Source organism: Rugamonas sp. DEMB1 (assembly GCF_029834475.1).
Taxonomy (GTDB): Bacteria; Pseudomonadota; Gammaproteobacteria; order Burkholderiales; family Burkholderiaceae_D; genus Rugamonas; species Rugamonas rubra.
Window position 1 is genome coordinate 3,619,207 of the sequence record NZ_CP122407.1, and the last position, 22,118, is coordinate 3,641,324.

The following is a 22,118-nucleotide window of genomic DNA, read 5'->3' on the forward strand; positions in this document are numbered from 1 at the left end:
CATTGCAGCAGGTCGTGGTCGTCGTCGAAGGCCAGGCTGTGCAGCGGGGCGACGACGTACATCTTGGCCCAAACGGCCGCCACCGCCGTCGCCAGCAAGCCCGGCCCGACGCCGCCCAGCAGGGCGCTGAGGATGATCGGGAACATGAACAGGATCATCAGCGGCCGCGTGCCGTTGCCCAGGCCGAGCTGGGCGCGCAGGAACAGCATGGCGGCGGTCAATACCAGCGCCAGCAGGTAGTTGCTCCACTGCGGACGGCTGCTCGGCGCCAGGCCGCCGGCCAGCAGGTCCAGCGTCGACTGCTGCCCGTCCGGCGTGCGCATGGCGACGGCGCGCAGCGCGAAGAAGTAGCCGGTGGCGCTGGCGGCGACGAAGGCGATGCCCTTGGCCTGCGACAGCCAGTACATCGAGGCGAGGTCGCCGAAGGCCAGCAGCAAGCGGTCCGACAGCAGTATCCACAGCAGCGCCAGGGCGACATAGCTGGCGGTGACCAGCGCGATAAAATGATTCCTCTTGGGCATACAAGAGTCCTGTCTTGGCGGAGTGGAAAAGGATTGCTCAAGAGTAGCATTCCTCGACGAAAAACAACGTGATAGTTGCGATATCGCAAACGGATCAGGTGAATTCCATGATCTATGTCAAACCGGCGCCACAGAAGCAACAACACTCGCGGCCGCGATTCCGCTCTCGAATTGTATAAAAACATACATTTCACGGCGGCCGGCGGCGGGCCGCACGGCGCCGCGCGAACGCGGTAGAATTGGCGGCCCGGCTCCGCCGCCCGCCCACGCCACCCACGCCCGTCCGCCGCCATGTCCGTCGCGCCGCCCTTCCCCATCCGCAAAGAATGTCCGCCCGGCGCCTGCGTCTGCGGCCGCGAGGCGCTGCTGGCGCCGGACGCGGGCGCCGAGGCGGCGCCGGCCGACCTGCGCGTGCTGCGCCTGACCCGCGAGGAGGAGCGCAAGCTGTTGGATCACATCGGCGCGCTGGCCAGCTACGCCGAGCTGCTCACGCTGGAGCAGCGCCTGCGCGCCCAACTCGGCGTCGAGCTGCGCATCACGCCCAGCGCGCGCGGCGTGCGCACGGTGCGCGGCCTGGCGATCGAATTGCTGGAGCGCCCCGGCCTGTGCCGCAAGACGCGCGAGGCGGTGCCGGCGGCGCTGCGCCGCCGCCTCGACCAGCAGCCGGAGATCGTCTACGCGCTGCTCAACGCGCGCGACCTGCTGGGCGACTGAGGGGCCGCGCGGCGCGGCGCGCTGCTGCGGTGCCGCGCTAGCCCGGGTGGGCCATGGCGCCGCCCGAGGCGGCGCCGTCGTCGCTGCCGTCGGCGATGATGTCGTGGAACTTGCCGAAGTCGAGGATGCGCACGTCGCCGCCCGGGCCGGGCAGCTTGTCGGACAGGATGTCGGCGAAGTGGTGGCCGAAGAAGATGTGCTCGGCGGCGTAGCTCTGGCGCGCGTGGACGAAGTCGTTGAGCGTGTCGTCGGTGCCGGAGATGGCCACGGTCAAGGTGGTGCCCTCGTCGTGCAGATCCTTCTGCGTCTTGCCGTACAGCGGGCTGTCGATGCCGATGCTATGCATGATGGTCCAGCTCAGCGCGAACACGCCGCTCTGCTCGCGCTCCAGCTTGAGGTCGTAGAAGCGTGTGAACAACTGGCCCTCCAAGGTGTGCTCGCGGCGCACCAACGAGGCGCGCACCGAGGCCTCGAGGATCAGGTTGCTGCGCTCATTGCCGGCGCGGATCATCAGGGTCGGCACGCCGTTGAAGTTGGTCACCACCGCCGCCTCGGAGAACAGGATGCGCGACGACGGCCGCGAGAAGCGGGCGAACAACAGGCCGGTGACGGTGGCCACCTCGGCCATGCCGAGCAGGATCTCGGTGGACGCCACCAGGTGGCCGTAGGTGGTGGCCGGGTTCATGTAGCCATAGCCGACGGTGGCCAGCGTCTCGATCGAGAAGAACACCATGTCCAGGTAGGAGCCGGGCCGGGCGTTGGCCACCGAGCCGGGCACCAGGTAGAAGGCGGTGGCGAAGAACAGGTTGGTCAGCAGGTAGGCCAGCAGCACCCAGGCGAAGAACATCGGCCAGCTCAGCGTGAGTATCCAGTGGTAGGAGTCGCTCCAGTTCCAGCGGCTCACGCCGACCCGCTTGATCTGCGAGTTGCCCAGCCTGAAGGCGCCGCGCACGGTGCCGACCTTGGGACGCAGCGGATGGGCGGTCGGCTTCATGGCTTATTCTTCATGGCTTAGTCGTCTTGGTCGGGATCGAGCTCGGGGAACATCACGGCGGTGTAGCCGAAACGGGAGAAGTCCTTGATGCGCATCGGGTAGAGGATGCCGTGCAGGTGGTCGACCTCGTGCTGCACCACGCGGGCGTGGAAGCCGTCGACCTCGCGCCGGATAGTCTGGCCGGACTGGTCGACGCCCTCGTAGCGCAGGCTGGTCCAGCGCGGCACGCTGCCGCGCAGGCCGGGCACCGACAGGCAGCCCTCGTAGCCCTCCTCCAGTTCGTCTGAGAGCGGCGTCAGCAGCGGGTTGATCAGCACCGTCTCGGGCACCTGCGGCGCCTCCGGGTAGCGCTGGTTCTGCCGGAAGCCGAAGATCACCAGTTGCAGGTTGACGCCGATCTGCGGCGCCGCCAGGCCGGCGCCGTTGGCCGCGTGCATGGTGTCGAACATGTCGGCGATCAGCGCGTCCATCTCGGCCGTGGCGAACTCGCGCACCGGCTCGGCCACGCGCAGCAGGCGCGGGTCGCCCATTTTGAGGATCTCGCGCACCGTCATTTGGCGTTTTCCCGTTCGATGTGCAGCTCGGCGAGGAAGTCGCGGAACTCGGCGCCCGTCTCGGCGTGCTTCAGTCCCATCGCCGTCATCGCCTTCAGGTAGCCCAGCTTGGAGCCGCAGTCGTAGCGCTGGCCGTCGTAGCGGTAGGCCAGCACGCGCTCGTCGCGCATCAGCGCGGCGATGCCGTCGGTCAGCTGGATCTCGCCGCCGGTGCCGGTGCCCAGGTGCTCCAGGTAGTCGAAGATGCGGCCCGACAGCACGTAGCGGCCGACCACCGCCAGGGTCGACGGCGCCAGCTCTGGCGCCGGCTTCTCGACGATGCCCGAGACCAGCTCGAGCTTCTCCTGGTAGCGCGAGGCGCTGACGATGCCGTACTGGCGCGTCTGCGCGCGCGGCACGTCCTGCACCGCCAGCAGGCTGCAGCGCTCGTAGGCGTAGACCTCGGTCATTTGCGCCAGCACCGGCTTGACGCCGTCGGCGGTGTCCATGAAGTCGTCGGCCAGCATCACGGCGAAGGGCTCGTTGCCCACCACCGGACGGGCGCACAGCACGGCGTGGCCCAGGCCCAGCGGCGCCGACTGGCGGATGTAGATGCAGTTGATGTGCTTGGGGATGACGTTGCGCACCAGCTCGAGCAGGTACTGCTTGTTGGCCGCCTCCAGCTCGGCCTCCAGCTCGTAGGCCTTGTCGAAGTGGTCCTCGATGGCGCGCTTGTTGCGGCCGGTGATGAAGATCATGTCGGTGATGCCGGCGGCGACCGCCTCCTCGACGGCGTACTGGATCAGCGGCTTGTCGACGATGGGCAGCATCTCCTTCGGCTGCGCCTTGGTGGCGGGCAGGAAACGGCTGCCGAGGCCGGCCACCGGGAAGACTGCTTTGGTAATTCTGGTCATGGTCTGTGGTCCTTGCTATCGGTTGCGGTTTATTCTGCTGCGGCCGGCGGCGCGGCCACGTTCAACAGGGCCAGCAGGCCGGCCTCGTCGAGAATGGCCACGCCCAGCTCCTGCGCCTTGCTCAATTTGCTGCCGGCTTCGGCGCCGGCCACCACGTAACTGGTCTTCTTCGACACCGAGCCGGACACCTTGCCGCCGGCCGCCTCGACCAGCTCGGCCGCCTCGTCGCGGCTCATGTTGGGCAAGGTGCCGGTGAGGACGAAGGTCTTGCCCGTCATCGGCCCCTGCTGCGCCGCCGCCGGCAGTTGCGCCAGCAGCTCCTCGCGCAGCGCGGCCAGCGCGCGCACCTGCTCGCGGCTGCCGGGCAGGCGCATCCACTCCTCCAGCGCCTGCGCCACGGCGGGCGGCAGGCCCAGACGTCGAACACCGGCAGACCGGCCAGCTTGTCGAGCGTGACGCCCTGCTCGATCAGCTGGCGGCTGCGCGGCTCGGTCAACTTGGGAATGGCCAGCGCGGCCAGCAGCTTGACCGGGTCGAGCTGCTCGCGCAGGTGGGCGCTGGGGGCGTGCTCGCCCTGCGGCGCCACGCCCTGCGCCAGCAGGGCGTCGATCGCCTCCTGGTTGCGCGGCTCGGCGAAGAACTCGGCGATCGAGACGGCCACCGTGCCGCCGATGTCGGGCAGCACGCGCAGCAGCGCCACCGGGGCGCGCCGCACCAGCTCGAAGCGGCCCAGCCACTCGGCCAGCGTCTTGGCGGTCGACTCGCCGACGTGGCGGATGCCCAGCGCGAACAGCAGGCGCTCGAGCGGCGGCTTTTTGCTGGCGGCGATGGCCTCGAGCAGGTTGTCGGCCCACTTGGTGGCCACCTTGCCTTGGACGACGGTCTCGGGCGTGCTGCCGTCGCGCTCGTCGGCCAGGCGCTTCATGTCGAGCAGCTGCTCCATGGTCAGCAGGTACAGGTCGGCGACGCGGTGCACCTTGCCGTGTTCGACCAGGTTGTCGATGTAGCGGTCGCCCAGACCCTCGATGTCCATCATGCGGCGGCCGGCGAAGTGGCGGATCGCCTCCTTGCGCTGGGCCGAGCAGAACAGGCCGCCGGAGCAGCGCGCGATGGCCTCGTCGACCTCGCGCACCACGTGCGAGTCGCACACCGGGCAGCGCTTGGGCAGCTCGTAGCGCGCCGGCTCGGGCTGCGCGCGCTTCTCCAGCACCACCGCCAGCACCTCGGGGATGACGTCGCCGGCGCGCCGCACGATGACGGTGTCGCCGACGCGCACGTCCTTGCGCAGCACCTCGTCCTCGTTGTGCAGGGTGGCGTTGGTGACGGTGACGCCGCCGACGAACACCGGCGCCAGCCGCGCCACCGGCGTGATGGCGCCGGTGCGCCCGACCTGCACCTCGATCGCCAGCACGGTGGTCAGCGCCTCCTCGGCGGGGAATTTGTGCGCCAACGCGAAGCGCGGCGCGCGCGAGACGAAGCCGAGCGCGCGCTGGTCGCGCAGGCGGTTGGCCTTGTAGACCACGCCGTCGATCTCGTAGGGCATGGCCGGGCGCTCGGCGCCGATGCGGCGGTAGTAGCCGAGCAGGCCGTCCAGGCCCTGCACCACGTCGGCCTCGCGCGCCACCGGCAGGCCCAGTTGCTGGAACCAGGCCAGCAGCGCCGAGTGCGACTCGGGCAGCTCGGCGCCCTCCAGCGCGCCGACGCCGTAGGCAAAGAAGCTCAGCTTGCGCTCGGCGGTGACGCGCGAGTCGAGCTGGCGCAGGCTGCCGGCGGCGGCGTTGCGCGGATTGACGAACTCCTTGTTGCCGGCGGCGCGCTGGCGCGCGTTCATGGCGGCGAAGTCGCTCTTGAACATCAAGACTTCGCCGCGCACGTCGAGCACGGCCGGCGGCGTGGCGCTGTTCAAGCGCAGCGGGATCGAGCGCACCGTGCGGATGTTGGCCGTGACGTCCTCGCCGGTGTAGCCGTCGCCGCGCGTCGCCGCCTGGCGCAGCACGCCGTCGACATAGCGCAGGTTGATCGCCAGGCCGTCGTACTTGACCTCGGCGGCGTATTCGACCTCGCCGTCGCCCAGGCCGTCGCGCACGCGGCGGTCGAAGTTCTCGATGTCCTCGTCGGAGAAGCCGTTGTTGAGCGACAGCATGGGCACCGTGTGGGTGATCTGCTCGAACTGCGGCAGCGGCGGCGCGCCCACCCGCAGGGTCGGCGAATCGGCCGCCTGCAGCTCGGGGTGGGCCGCCTCCAGCGCCTGCAGTTCGGCGAACAGGCGGTCGTATTCGGCGTCGGGGATGGTGGGGGCGTCGAGCACGTGGTAGGCGTGCAGGTGCCGGTTCAATTCGGCGGTGAGCCAGGCGGCGCGCGCGGCGCCGTCCTGGTGGCTAGTATCGTTCATGTGCGGTGTTCAGCTTCGGTGTTTGGTTTTATTGTTCAGCTAAAAAGGCGCAGCGCGCGGGTCGAGCCGGCCGGGATGTCGGCGTCGTTCATCTCGGTGTAGAAGTCCTGCACCTGGCCGGCGATCTCGGCCAGCGCCGCGTCGCTCAGCGGCTGGTTGTAGTCGTCGACGATGGTGGCGTCGAGCCGGCCGACCAGCGACTTGGCGCAGGCCACCATGGCGCCGAAACCGTCGCGCGCCGGCGCCACGCAGGGCACGTCGAGCAGCAGGGTCAGGCGGGCGGTGGTCTCCTCGGCCAGGGTGACGTTGGTCGACAGGGTGAACAAGTGGCCGCCCTCGCCGTCCGGCATCACGTAGCGGCCGTCGGGACGCAGGTCGAAGCCCTGCTTCTCCAAGGCGCCGAGCAGGGTGACGATCGACCACGGCGCGCCGTTGCTGGCCAGGTTGACGCCCAGCTGGGCGTCGTGGCCGGCGACGAAGCGGTGCAGATTGCGCGCCTCGGCCATCACCTCGATCATGTCCGGAATCTCCGGCTCGGCGCCGATCTCGTCGGCCATGGCGCGCAGGCGCGTCACCAGCTCGGAGTACTCCAGCTCGTTCAAGGCGGTGCTGCGGCTGGCCAGCTGCACGCCGCCCTGCAGTTTGGTGTAGACGCCGCCGTGGACGATGGGTTCCCATTCGCCGCTGACGGCCAGGCCGATGTAGTGCACCGGCTTGTTGCCGACCATGCGCAGCGTTTGCAGCGCCGGCAGGATCTTCTCGCCGCGCGCCGCGCCCTCCAGCGCCAACGGCAGCAGGCAGTCGATCAAAGGGTCGACCAGGCTGGTGGCCTTGTCGGCCTCCGGACTGGCGTGGCCGGGCGCCGCCGCGGCGGGCGTGGCGGTGGCGGCGTCGGCACCGGCGCCGGCCGCGCCGGCGGCGTGCTGGCCGGCGGCGTGCTCGGGCGCGGCGCTAGGCGCGTGCGCCGGGCCACGCGCCGGAGCGGCGGCCTCGTCGCTCGAAAAGCTCGGCTCCTGGCGCACCTGCGGCGCCTCGCCGGCGCGCATCAGCACGTCGTCGTGGTCCGACGAGAAGGCGCGTTCGACACTCTTCTTGGCCTTGTGCTCCTGCCACTTGTTGTAGGAAAAAACGCCGACGATGAATACGCCACCGGCCGCCATTAAACTCAATTGGAGATCTGTCATGCTGCTTGTGCCTCGGAAGCGAAATGGGCGGCGGACTCCATGTCCACCGCCACGATGCGCGATACGCCCTGCTCCTGCATCGTCACACCGATCAGTTGATTGGCCATCTCCATCGCAATCTTGTTGTGCGAGATGAAGAGGAATTGGGTATGCTCGGACATCCGTTTGACCATCCGGCAAAAACGTTCCGTGTTGGCGTCGTCCAGCGGTGCGTCGACCTCGTCGAGCAGGCAGAACGGCGCCGGGTTCAGGCGGAACATGGAGAACACCAGCGCCGTCGCCGTCAGCGCCTTCTCGCCGCCGGACAGCAAATGGATGGTGGCGTTCTTCTTGCCCGGCGGTTGCGCCATGACCTGCACGCCGGAGTCGAGGATCTCGTCGCCGGTCATGATCAGGCGCGCCTGGCCGCCGCCGAACAAAATCGGGAACAGCTCGGAGAAGTGGCCGTTGACGCGCTCGAAGGTGTCCTGCAACAGCTCGCGGGTTTCCTTGTCGATCTTGTGGATCGCGTCCTGCAAGGTGTTGATCGCCTCGTTCAGGTCGGCGTTCTGGGCGTCGAGGAAGTTCTTCCGCTCGGACGCCTGCGACAGCTCGTCGAGCGCGGCCAGGTTGACGGCGCCCAGGCCGGCGATGGCGTTGCCCAGCCGGGTCACCTCGCCCTGCAAATAGGACGGCTTCAAATCGGGGTGCAGCTTGCCGGCCAGCGCCGCCTCGTCGGCCTGCACCTCCAACAGCTGGGCGGCGAACTGCTCCTGGTTCAGGCGCGCCGCCTGCTCCTTGAGCTGCATCTCCATGATCTTGTCGCGCTGCGGCTGCAGGCTGCGCTCGGACTGCATGCGCGCCTCCTCGGCGCCGCGCAGCTGCTGGGTGATCTGGTCGAGCTCGTGGCGCGCGTCCGACAGCGCCTTCTCCTGCTCGGTGCGGCGCTGCAGCAGGTCCTGCAGGCCGTCGGCGGCGGCGCCGGACTCCAGGTTCTCCAGCTCCTGCTGGCCGGCCAGCAGGCTGGCGGCCACCTGCGCCGCCTGGGTGGTGGCGGTGGCGATGCTGCGGCGCAGCTCCTCGATCTTGCTGCGCCCGCTCTTCTCGGCGAACTGCGCCTCCTGCGCCTTGCGCTCCAGGTCGCGCAGCGCCTCGCGCGCGTCGCTCAGGCGCTGCTCCATTTGCAGGAACAGGGTCTGGCCGTCCTCGTGGGCGCCCTGCAGGTCGCCGAGCGCCATGTCGAGCTGCTCGAACTTCTCCTCCGACTCCATCTTGGCCTGCATCTGCTCGGCCTCCTGGGCGGCGATCTCGGCCAGGTCGGCGGCGATCTGCCCGCTGCGCTGGTTGAAGCGCGCCTCCACCTCGGACAGCTTGACCACGTCGAGCTGCAGGGTGTGCACGGCCTGGGTCAGGCTCTGGCTCTTGGCGCGCAGTTCGGCCAGCTGGCGCGTGTTGTGCGACAGCGCCGCCTCGGCCCGCACCGAGCGGGGCGCGCGCCTCGTCGGCCAGCATCTGCTGGGCGCGCAGTTGTTTGGTGATGTTGTCGATGTCCTGCTGGCGGCCCAGCATGCCGTCCTGCTCCGAGTCGGCGGCGTAGAAGCGCACGCTGGACTGGCTGACCACGTGGCCCTGGCGGGTGACGAAGCTGGCGCCGGCCGGCAGCAGGCCGCGCTCGGCGAAGGCGGCGGCGGCGTCCTCGGCCAGGTAGACGTTGTGCAGCCAATCCTGCAGCAGGCCGCGCAGGCCGGGGTCGTTCAATTTCAGCAGGCTCAAAAACGGCTTCAGGCCGGGCGGCTCGGCGGCGGCGGCGGTCGGCGCCGTGGTCGACGGCGCGTACAGCGCCAGCTTGGCCGGCGGCGCGTCGTTGAAGAAGGCCTTGGCCCAGTCGATGTTCGACATTTGCAGCGCCGAGGTGCGCTCGCGCAGCACCGCCTCCAGCGCGGTTTCCCAGCCGGCCTCGATCTGCAGCTTCTGCCACAGGCGCGGCAGGCCGTCCAACTCGTGTTTTTGCAGCCACGGCTGCACCTTGCCCTGGCTCTGCACCCGCTCCTGCATCTGGCGCAGCGCGTTCAGGCGCGCCTCCAGCTGGGCGTTGGCGGTCGTTTCGGCGTTGACCTGGGCCTGCGCCGCCTGGCGCTCCTGCTCCAGCAGCGGCTGCTGCTCGAGCGCCTCCTCCAAGTGGTAGCCCTGCTCCTCGAGCGCCTGCTGCTTCTCCTCCAGTTGCAGCTTGAGGTTGGCCAGGTGGCTGCTGTCGGGCAGGTTCAGGCCGTTTTTTTCCTGTTGCAGGCGCTCGCGCCGCGTCGCCAGGCCGGACAGGATGTTCGAGGCGTTGCGCTGCTGCGCCGACTCCAGCTCGAGCTGCTGCTGCGCCTGCATGATGCGGCCGCGCGACTCGGTGCTGCGCTCCTGCGCGGCGCGCCAGGCGGCGTCCAACTCCGGCAGCGACTCGGCCTTTTGTTCGGCCATCATCTGCGACTGCTCAACCTTGGCCGACAGTTCCTCCAGGTTGAACTCGGCCTCCTCGATCTGCTCGGCGTATTCCTGCGCCTGGTTCTGCCACTGGTCGCGCTGGGCGGCCAGGGTGGCCAGCTGGTTCTGCAAGCGGCTGCGCGACTCCAGCACGAACTTGATCTGCGCCTCCAGGCTGCCGATCTCGGCGTTGGTCTGGTACAACTGGCCCTGCGCCTGGTGCAGGCGGTCGCCGACGGCGAAGTGGGCCTGGCGCATCTGCTCGAGCGACAGCTCGACGTGGCGCAGCTTGGCGGTCTGTTCCTCCAGGTCGGTCTGGGCCTGCTCCATGTCACGGAAGCAGCGCTTCTGCTCGCTCTCGGCCTCGTTCTTGCGCAGCAGCCAGAGCAGCTTTTGCTTCTCGTCCTGGTCGGCCTGCATGCTGTGGAACTTGTTGGCGACGACGGCCTGCGCCTCGAGCTTCTCCAGGTTGGCGTTGAGCTCGCGCAGGATGTCGTCGACCCGCAACAGGTTCTCGCGCGTGTCGTTGAGCCGGTTCTCCGTCTCGCGGCGGCGCTCCTTGTACTTCGACACGCCGGCCGCCTCCTCCAGGAAGACGCGCAGCTCCTCCGGGCGCGACTCGATGATGCGCGAGATCATGCCCTGGCCGATGATGGCGTAGGCGCGCGGGCCGAGGCCGGTGCCGAGGAAGATGTCCTGGATGTCGCGCCGGCGCACCGGCTGGCCGTTGATGTAGTAGGTCGAGGTGCCGTCGCGCGTCAGGGTGCGCTTGACGGCGATCTCGGCGTACTGGCCCCACTGGCCGGCGGCCTTGCCGTCGTTGTTGTCGAACACCAGCTCGACCGAGGCGCGGCCGGCCGGCTTGCGGTGGGTCGAGCCGTTGAAGATGACGTCCTGCATCGACTCGCCGCGCAGCTCCGAGGCTTTCGACTCGCCCAGCACCCAGCGCACGGCGTCGATGATGTTCGACTTGCCGCAGCCATTGGGACCGACCACGCCAACCAGCTGACCCGGCACCTGGAAATTGGTGGGATCGACGAATGACTTGAATCCCGACAATTTGATGGAAGAGAGTCGCACGTTGTTTAGGGTTCTATGCCAGGACTGGCCTTAGGTGAAGGATAAGTGGTTAATCATACCATTTTGCGGGGCAAATCAGGCCAAAAACAGCCAAACAGCGCGCCCGGCCCGCGCCCGCCTCAGCCGAGCACGGGCGGCAGGCGCATCTGCCGCCACATGTGGCGCGTGAAGGGCTGCTCGTGGCCGGACAAATACAGCGCCAGGCCGGTCATCCACGCCTCGGTCGGCACCGGCTCCAGCTTTGGCGTGATCAGCAGGATGGGCAGGCACAGCGCCACCAGCACCCGGCTCGGCGCCATCGACGGCTCGGCGCTCGCCATGCGGATGAAGGCCGCCGCCACGCTCAGGCCGAGCAGGCAGCCGGTGACCACCTCGGACATCGAATGCGCTTTCACCTCCAGGCGCGAGACGCCGATCAACAGCGCCAGCAGCACGCCGGCCAGCACGGCCAGGCGCTGCAGCGGGACGCCGGCGTGGCGGAAGGCCAGGTAGCCGGCCACCGGATACACCGCGCCGGCGCGCATGGCGTGGCCGCTGATGCCGCCGAACTCGAACGACGCCGAGCCGACGCCCCAGCCGATGAAGGCGACCTTGGTGGCCACCACCAGGGCCATGCCGATGCCGAACAGCCAGCACCAGGACAGCGTCAGGCGCCAGGATCTACCCGCCAGCAGCCAACCGGCGATGGCGATGCCCAGGGGACCGGTGACCGAAAGGCCGCCCAACACACTCAAAAAATGCCACCAAATCATAAAATCCAGTAAAAAAGTTTGCCCTGCGAACAATGGTTTGACGACGCCGCCCGGCCGGAAAGCGGCGTGGTTTTTTTGCGGCGGTGCATCATTGAACCACATTTGCCCGCATTTTACCGAATATTGCGCGTGGGAAATATCATTTTTTATCGCCGCTCAGGCCGAGCGGCGCGTGGCGGCCGCCGCCGCGTCCGGGTCTTCCCCGGCGGCGGCGCCGGCCAGCACCCGGCTCAAGGCCTGGCCGACCACGCCTTCGCTCAGCTGGACCTGCACCCCGCCGGCGCGGAAGCGCTCCAGCAGCGCCGCGCCGGACATCGAGAACGCCTCCTGCCGCGCGCCGGTGGCGAAGATGTACAGCGTGCGCAGCGGGCTGATCCAGGCCAGCTTGACCTTGCGCCGCGTGCCGTCCGGCTCCTCGAAGGCCAGCCACATGCCGCGCGCCAGCGCCGCCACCTCGGCGCCGGCCTCGGCCTCGGCCGCCCCGGCCTCGGCCGGCGCCGCCGCGTCCGCCGCCGCCGACTGCGCCGCCTGCCGCTCGGCGCGCCGCTCGGCCGACTGGCGCGCCGCCTCCATGGCCAGCTCGAGCTGGCGCTCGGCGGTGATGTCGAGCGGGGCGCGGACGATCGAGGCGTGGCACTCGGCCAGCTCGGCGAAGAACTGCAGGCGCTCGGCGTCGCGCCATTGCACGATGTCGAGCCATTTGTTGAGCGTGGCCAGCAGTCCCGGCAGCATGGCGATCAGGCGCTTGCGCTCGTCGGCGCGCAGCTTCGGCTTGGCGCTCCAGATCAGCTCGTCCATCGCCCGGGTGGCGTTGCCCACCGCGCCGGGCTTGTCGTCCTCGACGCTGTAGGCGATGGTCAGCACGTCGACCCATTTGTTTTCCAGGAAGGCCTCGAGCACCGCCACCACCTCGCCGCTGCCCAGGCGCAGCGCCACCGCGCTCTTGGCCTGCTGGCCGGCCTGCGCCAGCTTCTCCTGCTTGAGCGCGACGGCCACCGGCGCGGCCAACGCGCTGGCGGCGGCGCCCTCCTCGGCCTGCGCCGCCGCCCGCACCGTGGCCTCGAGCTCGTCGACGGCGGCGGCGAACACGGCGCGCTCGTCGGCGTCGTCGCGGCCGACCCGTTCCACGCTGCGCCGCATCGCCTGGAACAGCGGGTCGTCCGGGCCGCGGCGCGGCTCCCAGCCGAGCCGCGACAGCAGGTCGATCAGGCGCCGCGCCGGGTGCTCCTCCTGGAAGAAGAAGTCGCGGTCGACCAGCGCCGCCTTCAACACCGGGATCTGCAGCAGATGGATCAGGTCGCGGATCTCCTGGGCGATGTTCTGGTCGCCGAACACCGTCTCGAAGACCGCCGCCAACAGGTCGATGGTGCTCTCGTCGGCGCGCGACAGGCTGCCGCGCGGCAGGCGGTCCTTGATGCCGGGCAGGTAGAACACTTTGGCCGAGTCGGCGTCGCGGCGCCCGCCGCCGCCATGGCCGCCGCCGGGGTTGGCGCCGCCGGTCGTGGCGCCATCGCCGCCCGCTGCGCCGTGGCCGGCAGCGCCGGCACTGTGCGCGGCGCCGCCCGGGCCATCGACAAATCCGCCGGCCGCCGGCGCCGGCAGGGCCTGCTGCAGCTGCGCCAACAAGCTCAGCAACGGCCGCTTGGCGCCGACCAGCGTCTGCCGCTGCGCGATGCGGTTGTCCTGGCCGGCGTGGAAGCCCTCGGCCGCGCCCTGGCGCCACGGCCGGGCGCCGCCCGGCGGCAGGTTGGGCAGGTCGGGAATGCTCAGGTCGAAGGCCTCGGCCGGCGCCGCGTCCTCGCCGCCGGCGGCGAAGAACTGGCGCAACTGCTGCGCCAGGGCGGCGGGATCGGCGCGCGGGCGCGCCGCCGGACGGGCCGGTGCGTCGGCCTTGCGCACCGGCCGGGCGGCCGCCGCGCCGGGCAACACGCCCTTGCGCTGCAGGGCCAGGTTGAGCGCCTCGAGCATCGGGCCGAGCTCGAAGAACAGGCCGGGCTTGCACAACGGCGCGAGCAGCTGGCGCAGATCGGCGTCGGGCGCGAACTCGGCCCAGCTCGCTTGCAGGGCCTGCAGCCACACCTCGGGGCGGAACGGGTTCTGCCCGGGGCGCAGGATGTCGCGCTCGAACAGGAAGGCCAGGCGCACGCTCAGCGTCTGCAGCACGTCGGCGTGCAGCAGCTCGAAGGGCTTGCACAGCGCGCCCAACGCCACCCGGCTGTCCATCTCCTCGTAGGGCACCAGGCCGAGCGGCTCGGCGGCCGGCCGCGCGCGCGCCGCCGGCGCCGGCGCCAGCTGGGCCATTTCCTGGCGCAGCGCGCGCTCGAGCGCGAGCTTGGCCAGGTGGAGGAAGGCGTAGTTGCGGTTGCGCAGCATGTTGCCGGCGCGGATGCGCTGCTGCAGCGTGCCGGGGTCGCCGTCGCGCGCGTCGATCAGGGCACCGGCCAGCCGCGTGGCCAGCTCGGGCAGCTGGGCGTCGAGGTGGCCGCAGGCGATGCCGATCAACTCCTCCAGCAGGGCATGGCGCGGCGACACCGGCTTGGGCGGTGGCGGCGGCGCGCTGCTCGGCGAGGAAGAAATCATGGTCGGCCTGGCGGCGGGGCAAGCGCCGCGTTGTGCTGCTTGGACAAAAGACAAGATGCAAGGTGTTAACGGAACAGCGAACTAAACATTTAACGCCCACCTCCATTTTCACACAGCGTTTCCACAAGGCAATAGGCAAAGTGAAACAATTGGCGAGAATCGGGCATTTTTTCTGTTTTGAAACACATTGCGCCAACGCCGAACCACACTTGACGCTGCACAAGAATCAAGCTTGCGCATTGCCTAACATGACAAGCTGGCTGTCCCCTTCCCGTCCTTCGCCGAGGTTGCCATGTCCTTTCTGCACAATTTGAAGACCGCCCACAAGCTGCTCGCGGCGTTCGCCTTTGTTCTCAGCCTGATGGTGCTGCAGGGCGTCGGCTCGCTCGACCACATGGGCGACATCGACGACGCCTCCACCGTGATCTCGGAGCGCTGGCTGCCCGAGATCATGGCCGTGCTCTCGATCAAGAACGACCTGCAGGAAATCCGCAAATGGCAGACCCAACACATCCTGGCCAGCGACCGCGAGGGCATGGCGAAGTACCGCGACAAGGTGGCGGCCGCCATGCTGGCCCTGCGCGACGACTGCCGCCGCCTGATCGAGCGCCAGGGCGAGGAGCAGACCCGCGGCTACGCCCGCCAACTGGACACGCTGCGGGCCGATTTCGCCGCTGAACAAGTCAGCCTGCTGAACCTGTCCGGCAACGACCAGAAGGCGCTGGCCCTGGTCTTGTACAACACCACGATGCGCGAGCACTTCCTCGCCATGGTCGCGCAGATCGACCTGCTGGTGGCCCACGACCTGGCCGGCGGCCGCCGCGCGGCGCAAGCCGCCGACCGGCTGTACGACCAGGCGCGCCTGGTCACCACCGCCCTGCTGGTGGCCAGCACCGTGCTGGGCGCCACGCTGGCGCTGTGGCTGGCGCGCTCCATCGCCGGCCCGATGCGCGAGGCGGTGGCGATGGCGCGGCGCATCGCCGGCGGCGACCTGGGCGCGCGCATCGGGCCGCAACCGGCCAACGAAACCGGCCAGGTGCTGCGGGCCATGCAGGAGATGAACGACAGCCTGCTGGAGCTGATCGGCCAGGTCGGCCGGGGCACCGCCGTGATCGGCGGCGCCGCCGACGAGATCGCCAGCGGCAACCAGGACCTGTCCGACCGCACCGAGCAGCAGGCCGCCGCGCTGGAGCAGACCGCCGCCTCGATGGAGCAGCTGACCGCCACCGTGCGGCAGAACGCCGAGCACGCCGGCCAGGCCAGCGCCCTGGCCGACTCGGCCTCGGCGGTGGCCCGGCGCGGCGGCGCCGACGTGCAGCAGGTGGTCGGCACCATGGCCTCGATCAACACCGCCTCGAAGAAGATCGTCGAAATCATCGGCGTGATCGACGGCATCGCCTTCCAGACGAATATATTGGCCCTGAACGCGGCGGTCGAGGCGGCCCGCGCCGGCGAGCAGGGCCGTGGCTTCGCCGTCGTCGCCGCCGAGGTGCGCGGCCTGGCCCAGCGCAGCGCGGCGGCGGCGCAGGAGATCAAGGTGTTGATCGACGACTCTGTCGGCCAGGTGGTGCTGGGCACCGAGCTGGCCGACAAGGCGCGCGCCACCATGGAGCAGGTGGTCGGCGGCGTGCAGCGGGTCACCGCCATCGTCGGCGAGATCGCCCTGGCCAGCGCCGAACAGACCGAGGGCCTGGCCCAGGTGCACCAGGCGATCTCGTCCATGGACCAGGCCACCCAGCAGAACGCCGCCCTGGTGCGCCAGGCCGCCGCCGCCGCCGGCGCGATGCGCGAACAGACCGAACACCTCGGCGAGCTGATGGCCGTGTTCACCGGGGCCGACGACGCCGACGCGGCGGGCCGGGCCGCGCCGGCGCGCCCCGCGGCGGCGGGGCCGGGGCCGGCCGGGCGGGCGGCGCAAGGCCGCCTCCTACAAGCGCCCGAGTGGAATTCCGATAGCGAAAGCCTGAGCGGAATCGCATGATTGCACCACCGGAAACACCCCGCCGCAAGGCGCGGCGGGCTTCGGCGATGGCTACTTCAACTTTTCACAAAGGAACAACCATGAGTGCGAATCAGAAAGACAAAGGCGTTGGCGGCAAGCAGGGCCGGGGCGGCGCCAGCAAGCAGTCCGGCTCGCCAGGGTCGGGCGCCGGCACCCAGGGCGGCAGCCACGAGCAACATGTGGCGGCCGGCCAACAAAGCCACAAGAACGACGGCAACAAGCAGTCAGGCTCGCCCGCCTCCGGCGCCAAGTCCCCCGGCGGCAACAAGAACCGCTAGTCCCGTCCCCGGCGCCGGGGACGGCATGCCGCCCCACCGCCGGGGTCAGTTACCCCGCCTCCCCGTGCGGCCGGATCGCCGTCAGATATTCGTGACGCGCATGCCCTTGGGCGGCGCGAAGTCCTTCACCTCGTCGATCAAGCCCACCTCCAGCGCCTCGGCGGCCGTCAGGTGCAGGTCGGAATAGGCGTGCACGCGCCAGTGCTCTTCGCTCAGGTGCACATGCTCGCGCAAAATCTGCTCGGTGCGCGCGTCGTCCGCCTGCAGGCCCTCGACGATGATGCGCAGCGCGTCCGGCCGCGCCCCGTGCGGCGCGCTGGCGTGCGACTTGTGCACCATGAAGCGGGCCGTGTCGCTGGCGTATCGTTGCTTGCCGGCAAGGTAGAGGATCACCGCGATCGAGGCCACCGCGCCGGCGTTGTAGGTGGCCACCTTCAGCGGCAGCCGGCTCAGGTAGTTGTACAGGCAGATGCCGTCGCTGACATAGCCGCCGTTCGACTGGATCAGGATGTGCGCCGTCTCGACCCGGTCCTCGCTCATGTCGGCGACGGCGTCGAAGACGCGCCGCACCATGTCGCTGTTGACGTCGCCCGACAGGGTGAACCAGCCCTGCCCCGCATATTTCGCGTTCTCTTCGCCCATGGTGCCACCTGCAAAATTGGATAAATCATTCTAGCAAAGAACACCGCCGCCGGCCGCCCCGCTGTACCCGTACAGTGCGCTAGCGCGCCGCCTCAAGATTGACAGGAAGCCCCTTCTGACATATATTCCCGAGTCTTGATCGGGAGAGGGCAAACTCGCGTTGCCGCCGAAGGGGCACTACCCAAAAACTCTCAGGCAAAAGGACCGATCAAGGGACCGGCGCGCATCGTTCGCGATGCGCCACCCGGCTCAACTCTGGAGAGCGGCCGCGGCACACGCCGGCGGCCCACCGAAGGGGCGCACGGGATTCGTCCCGTAATCTCTCAGGTACCAAGGACAGAGGGGTCTGCGATCATTGTGGAAAAGGCTGCTTCAGCTCTTCCTTGCATGTTCTGTTAACCCCTTTTACGTTTGGACCGAGGAATTATGACGCTCAAAGCCACCCCACTCAACAACGCCCACCGCGCCGCCGGCGCCCGCATGGTCGACTTCGGCGGCTGGGACATGCCGGTCAACTACGGCTCGCAGATCGAGGAACACCACGCCGTGCGCGGCGACGTCGGCATGTTCGACGTCTCCCACATGTGCGTCGTCGACCTGGTCGGCGACCAGGTCCGTCCCTTCCTGCGCGGCCTGCTGGCCAACAACGTCGACAAGCTGCAGGCCAGCGGCAAGGCGCTGTACTCCTGCATGTTGAACGAACAGGGCAGCGTGATCGACGACCTGATCGTCTACTTCATCAACGAGAGCTGGTTCCGCCTGGTGGTCAACGCCGGCACCGCCGAAAAAGACCTCGCCTGGATCAACGCGCAAAACGCCGCCACCAACAGCGGCCTGACCATCACCCAGCGCCGCGACGGCGCCCTGGGCGAGACCATGGCGCTGATCGCCGTGCAGGGTCCGAACGCGCGCGCCAAGGTGTGGCAGGTGCTGCCCGAGACCCAGGCCGCCTCGGCCGAGATCAAACCCTTCAACGCCGTCATCGTCAAAGACACCGCCTTCGGCGAGGTGATGGTGGCGCGCACCGGCTACACCGGCGAGGACGGCTTCGAACTGGCCTTCCCGGCGGCCCAGGCCGAGGCGCTGTGGAACGCCCTGCTGGCGGTCGGCGTCAAGCCGGCCGGCCTGGGCGCGCGCGACACGCTGCGCCTGGAAGCCGGCATGAACCTGTACGGCCAGGACATGGACGAAACCGTCAACCCGCTCGACGCCGGCCTGGCCTGGACCATCGACCTGGTGTCGCCGCGCGACTTCATCGGCAAGGCCGCCTTGGTCGCCAAGGGCCAGAACGCCCAGTTCGTCGGCCTGATCCTGCGTGAAAAAGGCGGCGTGCTGCGCGCCCACCAAAAAGTCATCGTCGCCGCTTCCGAGCAGGTCGGCGAGATCACCAGCGGCACCTTCAGCCCGACCATGCAGCAGGCCATCGCGCTGGCCCGCGTGCCGATGGGCGTGGCCGTGGGCGACACCGTCCAGGTCGAGATCCGCGACAAGAAGCTGGCCGCCTCCGTGGTCAAGCTGCCTTTCGTGCGCAACGGTAAAATCCTCGCCGTATAAGAAAAACAGCGAGGAGCGCGGCCGCCCTGCGCGGCCGCATGAATACGCTGCATAGTCACGCCGTAGAAGTATAAATACAATTAATACAATTAATAACATTTACCCTCTGGAGCCACACATGAACATCCCTGCAGACCTGAAGTACACCGAATCCCACGAATGGGTGCGTCTGGAAGCCGACGGCAGCGTCACCGTCGGCATCACCGAGTTCGCCCAGGACGCCTTGGGCGACATCGTCTTCGTCGAACTGCCGAAGGTCGGCAACAGCTACGACGCCGGCGCCGACGCCGCCGTGGTCGAATCGGTCAAGGCCGCCAGCGACATCTACGCCCCGGTCGCCGGCGAAGTCATCGCCGTCAACGAGGACGTGGTCAGCGCCCCCGAGTCGATCAACGCCGACGCCTACGCCGCCTGGCTGTTCAAGATCAAGCCGAGCGACGCCGGCGCCATCGACGGCCTGCTCGACGCGGCCGCCTACGGCAAGACCACCGCAGCGTAAACCACGCACCAGGCCAGCCTTCGCGCTGGCCTTTTTGCTATACGCCCCCTCCCTGCCGAGCGCGCCCCGCGCGCGCCGGCGCAGCACTTTTTTGGCCCTGACAAATCATGACCCGCTCCAGCCTGACCCAACTTGAAGCCCGCGATGCCTTCATCGCCCGCCACATCGGCCCCGACGCAGCAGAACAAGCGGCGATGCTGTCGACCCTCGGCTACGCCTCGCGCGCCGCGCTGATCGACGCCCTCGTCCCCGCCAACATCCGCAACCAGGGCGCGCTGCCGCTGGGCCAGTACTCGCAGCCGATGCCCGAGCAGGAGGCGCTGGCCAAGCTGAAGGCCATCGCGTCGCAGAACAAGGTGCTCAAGTCGCTGATCGGCCAGGGCTACTACAACACCCACACGCCCGGCGTCATCCTGCGCAACATCTTCGAAAACCCGGCCTGGTACACCGCCTACACGCCGTACCAGCCGGAGATCTCGCAGGGCCGCCTGGAAGCCATCTTGAACTTCCAACAGGTCATCACCGACCTGACCGGCATGGGCATCTCCAACGCCTCCATGCTCGACGAGGGCACCGCCGCCGCCGAGGCGATGACGCTGATCCAGCGCGTCGGCAAGTCCAAGTCGCAGGTGTTCTACGTCGCCGACGACGTGCTGCCGCAAACCCGTGAAGTGGTGCAGACCCGCGCCGAGCCGCTCGGCATCGAGGTGCGCACCTTCGCCCCGGCCGAACTGGCCGAGCTGCACGACTGCTTCGGCGTGCTGCTGCAATACCCCGGCGTGAACGGCGTGGTGCGCGACTACAAGGACGGCGTCGCCGCCGTCAAGGCCAAGGGCGCGATGGTGGTCGTCGCCGCCGACCTGCTGGCGCTGACCGTGCTGACCCCGCCGGGCGAATGGGGCGCCGACGTCGTCGTCGGCAACAGCCAGCGCTTCGGCGTGCCGCTCGGTTTCGGCGGCCCGCACGCCGGCTACCTGTCGACCCGCGACGAATTCAAGCGCAGCATGTCCGGCCGCCTGGTCGGCGTCACCATCGACGCCCAGGGCAACAAGGCCTACCGCCTGGCGCTGCAAACCCGCGAGCAGCACATCCGCCGCGAAAAAGCCACCTCCAACATCTGCACCGCGCAGGTGCTGCTGGCGGTGATCGCCTCGATGTACGCCGTCTACCACGGCCCGGCCGGTCTGAAACAGATCGCCCTGCGCGTGCACCGCTACACCGGCATCCTGGCCGCCAACCTGGCCGCGCTCGGCTACGAGATCAGCAACGCCACCTACTTCGACACGCTGACCGTCAAGACCGACAACGCCGAGGCGCTGCTGGCCACCGCCGTCGCCAATGGCGTCAACCTGCGCAAGGTCGACGCCCACCACGTCGGCGTCTCGCTCGACGAGACCACCAGCCGCGACGACCTGGAACTGCTGTGGACCATCTTCGCCCACGGCGTCAAGGGCGCCGCCAAGGCCGACTTCGACCTGGTCGAGGCGAACGTGCAGCAGGCCTTCCCGGCCGCGCTGGAGCGCAGCAGCGCCTACCTGAGCCACCCGGTGTTCAACCGCTACCACTCCGAAACCGAAATGCTGCGCTACCTGCGCAGCCTGGCCGACAAGGACCTGGCGCTGGACCGCACCATGATCCCGCTCGGCTCCTGCACCATGAAGCTGAACGCCACCAGCGAGATGATCCCGGTCACCTGGCCCGAGTTCTCCAACATCCACCCGTTCGCGCCCGATGCGCAAACCGTCGGCTACCGCGAGATGATCGTCCAGCTGGAAGACATGCTGTGCGCGCTGACCGGCTACGCCGCCGTCTCGCTGCAGCCCAACGCCGGTTCGCAGGGCGAGTACGCCGGCCTGCTGGTGATCAAGGCCTACCACGAGTCGCGCGGCGAAGGCCACCGCAACATCTGCCTGATCCCCTCGTCGGCGCACGGCACCAACCCGGCCTCGGCCAACATGGTCGGCATGCAGGTGGTGGTCACCGCCTGCGACGCGCGCGGCAACGTCGACCTGGCCGATCTGAAGGCCAAGGCCGAGCTGCACTCGAAGAACCTGGCCTGCGTGATGGTCACCTACCCGTCGACCCACGGCGTGTTCGAGGAAGGCATCCAGGAGCTGTGCGCGATCATCCACGGCCACGGCGGCCAGGTCTACATCGACGGCGCCAACATGAACGCGCTGGTCGGCGTGGCGGCGCCGGGCAGCTTCGGCGGCGACGTCTCGCACCTGAACCTGCACAAGACCTTCTGCATCCCGCACGGCGGCGGCGGCCCAGGCGTCGGCCCGATCGGCGTTGGCGCCCACCTGGCCAAGTTCCTGCCCAACCAGCGCTCCAGCGGCTACCAGCGCGACGTCGCCGGCATCGGCGCGGTCAGCGCCGCGCCTTACGGCTCGGCCAGCATCCTGCCGATCTCGTGGATGTACATCGCGATGATGGGCGCGGAGGGTTTGACCGCCGCCACCGAAACGGCGATCCTGGCGGCCAACTACATCGCCCGCCGCCTGTCGCCGCACTACCCGGTGCTGTACTCGGGCCACGACGGCCTGGTCGCCCACGAGTGCATCCTGGATCTGCGTCCGCTGACCGATGCCACCGGCATCAGCAACGAGGACGTCGCCAAGCGCCTGATGGACTTCGGCTTCCACGCCCCGACCATGAGCTTCCCGGTGCCGGGCACGCTGATGATCGAGCCGACCGAGAGCGAATCGAAGGCCGAGATCGACCGCTTCATCGACGCCATGGTCGCCATCCGCATGGAGATCGCCAAGGTGGAGAACGGTGAATTCGACCGCGAGGACAATCCGCTCAAGCACGCGCCGCACACCGCCGAGGTGCTCACCGCCGACAAGTGGGAACGCAAGTACAGCCGCGAGGTGGCGGCCTTCCCGCTGCCGTCGCTGCGCAAGCAGAAGTACTGGCCGTCGGTCGGCCGCGCCGACAACGTCTACGGCGACCGCAACCTGATGTGCGGTTGCGCGCCGATGAGCGACTACGAGTAAGCGGGCAGGACTCAAAGGCGGACCGCAGGAGG

13 protein-coding genes, 3 pseudogenes and 2 riboswitches are annotated in these 22,118 nt (G+C 68.9%); of the genes and pseudogenes, 6 read left to right on the forward strand and 10 right to left on the reverse strand.

The genetic code is table 11. The features are described from left to right. Positions 1 to 5 precede the first annotated feature (5 nt). Positions 6 to 521, reverse strand: a pseudogene (locus QC826_RS31695) (DUF4118 domain-containing protein); the annotation flags it as partial. A gap of 291 nt (positions 522 to 812) precedes the next feature. Here QC826_RS31695 and QC826_RS16400 point away from each other — a divergent pair. Further along, positions 813 to 1,235, forward strand: coding sequence for a hypothetical protein (locus tag QC826_RS16400; protein WP_279761593.1), 423 nt, complete (start codon positions 813 to 815; stop codon positions 1,233 to 1,235). A 37-nt stretch (positions 1,236 to 1,272) separates the two neighbouring features. On the opposite strand, the gene QC826_RS16405 is transcribed toward QC826_RS16400, so the two are convergent. From QC826_RS16405 to QC826_RS16440, 8 genes and pseudogenes are all read right to left on the reverse strand, one after another. Further along, on the reverse strand, positions 1,273 to 2,229 hold the full coding sequence (locus QC826_RS16405) for an ion channel (RefSeq protein ID WP_093383696.1): 957 nt from the start codon (positions 2,227 to 2,229) through the stop codon (positions 1,273 to 1,275). Positions 2,230 to 2,246: 17 nt separating this feature from the next. Then, positions 2,247 to 2,783 (reverse strand): peptide deformylase, encoded by a 537-nt coding sequence (gene def, locus QC826_RS16410; protein WP_279761594.1) that lies wholly within the window; start codon positions 2,781 to 2,783, stop codon positions 2,247 to 2,249. Beyond that, the gene (gene galU / locus QC826_RS16415) at positions 2,780 to 3,676 is read right to left on the reverse strand and encodes a UTP--glucose-1-phosphate uridylyltransferase GalU (protein ID WP_279761595.1); all 897 of its coding nucleotides are present in this window, start codon (positions 3,674 to 3,676) and stop codon (positions 2,780 to 2,782) included. Before galU ends, def begins: the two co-directional genes overlap by 4 nt. Positions 3,677 to 3,705: 29 nt before the next feature. Next, a pseudogene (ligA, locus tag QC826_RS16420) lies at positions 3,706 to 6,068 on the reverse strand (NAD-dependent DNA ligase LigA). A gap of 35 nt (positions 6,069 to 6,103) precedes the next feature. After that, positions 6,104 to 7,252 carry a cell division protein ZipA C-terminal FtsZ-binding domain-containing protein gene (locus tag QC826_RS16425; protein WP_279761596.1) on the reverse strand — a complete coding sequence of 383 codons (1,149 nt, stop codon included), beginning with the start codon at positions 7,250 to 7,252 and terminating at the stop codon, positions 6,104 to 6,106. After that, positions 7,249 to 10,780: pseudogene (smc, locus tag QC826_RS16430) on the reverse strand (chromosome segregation protein SMC). Before smc ends, QC826_RS16425 begins: the two are co-directional and overlap by 4 nt. A gap of 119 nt (positions 10,781 to 10,899) precedes the next feature. Further along, positions 10,900 to 11,508, reverse strand: coding sequence for a phosphatase PAP2 family protein (locus QC826_RS16435; protein ID WP_279761597.1), 609 nt, complete (start codon positions 11,506 to 11,508; stop codon positions 10,900 to 10,902). A gap of 180 nt (positions 11,509 to 11,688) precedes the next feature. After that, positions 11,689 to 14,112, reverse strand: coding sequence for a DUF1631 family protein (locus QC826_RS16440; protein ID WP_279761598.1), 2,424 nt, complete (start codon positions 14,110 to 14,112; stop codon positions 11,689 to 11,691). 292 nt (positions 14,113 to 14,404) lie between these two features. Between QC826_RS16440 and QC826_RS16445 the strand changes: the two genes are divergently transcribed. Then, the gene (locus tag QC826_RS16445; RefSeq protein WP_279761599.1) at positions 14,405 to 16,093 is read left to right on the forward strand and encodes a methyl-accepting chemotaxis protein; all 1,689 of its coding nucleotides are present in this window, start codon (positions 14,405 to 14,407) and stop codon (positions 16,091 to 16,093) included. 80 nt (positions 16,094 to 16,173) lie between these two features. Continuing rightward, positions 16,174 to 16,392 (forward strand): hypothetical protein, encoded by a 219-nt coding sequence (locus QC826_RS16450; protein WP_279761600.1) that lies wholly within the window; start codon positions 16,174 to 16,176, stop codon positions 16,390 to 16,392. An 81-nt stretch (positions 16,393 to 16,473) separates the two neighbouring features. On the opposite strand, the gene QC826_RS16455 is transcribed toward QC826_RS16450, so the two are convergent. Further along, entirely contained in the window at positions 16,474 to 17,034 is a 561-nt protein-coding gene (locus QC826_RS16455; RefSeq protein ID WP_279761601.1) for a ClpP family protease, read from the reverse strand. 130 nt (positions 17,035 to 17,164) lie between these two features. Next, positions 17,165 to 17,251: riboswitch (glycine riboswitch) on the forward strand. Between the two features lie 28 nt (positions 17,252 to 17,279). Then, positions 17,280 to 17,384: riboswitch (glycine riboswitch) on the forward strand. A gap of 76 nt (positions 17,385 to 17,460) precedes the next feature. Between QC826_RS16455 and gcvT the strand changes: the two genes are divergently transcribed. The 3 genes from gcvT to gcvP all read left to right on the forward strand — a co-directional run bounded on the left by gcvT (position 17,461) and on the right by gcvP (position 22,086). Next, positions 17,461 to 18,588 (forward strand): glycine cleavage system aminomethyltransferase GcvT, encoded by a 1,128-nt coding sequence (gcvT, locus tag QC826_RS16460; RefSeq protein WP_279761602.1) that lies wholly within the window; start codon positions 17,461 to 17,463, stop codon positions 18,586 to 18,588. A gap of 118 nt (positions 18,589 to 18,706) precedes the next feature. Further along, positions 18,707 to 19,087 (forward strand): glycine cleavage system protein GcvH, encoded by a 381-nt coding sequence (gene gcvH, locus QC826_RS16465; RefSeq protein ID WP_093383726.1) that lies wholly within the window; start codon positions 18,707 to 18,709, stop codon positions 19,085 to 19,087. Positions 19,088 to 19,194: 107 nt separating this feature from the next. Beyond that, the gene (gene gcvP, locus QC826_RS16470; protein ID WP_279761603.1) at positions 19,195 to 22,086 is read left to right on the forward strand and encodes an aminomethyl-transferring glycine dehydrogenase; all 2,892 of its coding nucleotides are present in this window, start codon (positions 19,195 to 19,197) and stop codon (positions 22,084 to 22,086) included. The last annotated feature ends 32 nt before the right edge of the window (positions 22,087 to 22,118 follow it).

Bases quoted from the DNA above. Each gene is read 5' to 3' on its own strand.
- QC826_RS16400 (WP_279761593.1), top strand. From the start codon at position 813: ATGTCCGTCGCGCCGCCCTTCCCCATCCGCAAAGAATGTCCGCCCGGC.
- QC826_RS16405 (WP_093383696.1), bottom strand. From the start codon at position 2,229: ATGAAGCCGACCGCCCATCCGCTGCGTCCCAAGGTCGGCACCGTGCGC.
- def (WP_279761594.1), bottom strand. From the start codon at position 2,783: ATGACGGTGCGCGAGATCCTCAAAATGGGCGACCCGCGCCTGCTGCGC.
- galU (WP_279761595.1), bottom strand. From the start codon at position 3,676: ATGACCAGAATTACCAAAGCAGTCTTCCCGGTGGCCGGCCTCGGCAGC.
- QC826_RS16425 (WP_279761596.1), bottom strand. From the start codon at position 7,252: ATGACAGATCTCCAATTGAGTTTAATGGCGGCCGGTGGCGTATTCATC.
- QC826_RS16440 (WP_279761598.1), bottom strand. From the start codon at position 14,112: ATGATTTCTTCCTCGCCGAGCAGCGCGCCGCCGCCACCGCCCAAGCCG.
- QC826_RS16445 (WP_279761599.1), top strand. From the start codon at position 14,405: ATGTCCTTTCTGCACAATTTGAAGACCGCCCACAAGCTGCTCGCGGCG.
- QC826_RS16450 (WP_279761600.1), top strand. From the start codon at position 16,174: ATGAGTGCGAATCAGAAAGACAAAGGCGTTGGCGGCAAGCAGGGCCGG.
- QC826_RS16455 (WP_279761601.1), bottom strand. From the start codon at position 17,034: ATGGGCGAAGAGAACGCGAAATATGCGGGGCAGGGCTGGTTCACCCTG.
- gcvT (WP_279761602.1), top strand. From the start codon at position 17,461: ATGACGCTCAAAGCCACCCCACTCAACAACGCCCACCGCGCCGCCGGC.
- gcvH (WP_093383726.1), top strand. From the start codon at position 18,707: ATGAACATCCCTGCAGACCTGAAGTACACCGAATCCCACGAATGGGTG.
- gcvP (WP_279761603.1), top strand. From the start codon at position 19,195: ATGACCCGCTCCAGCCTGACCCAACTTGAAGCCCGCGATGCCTTCATC.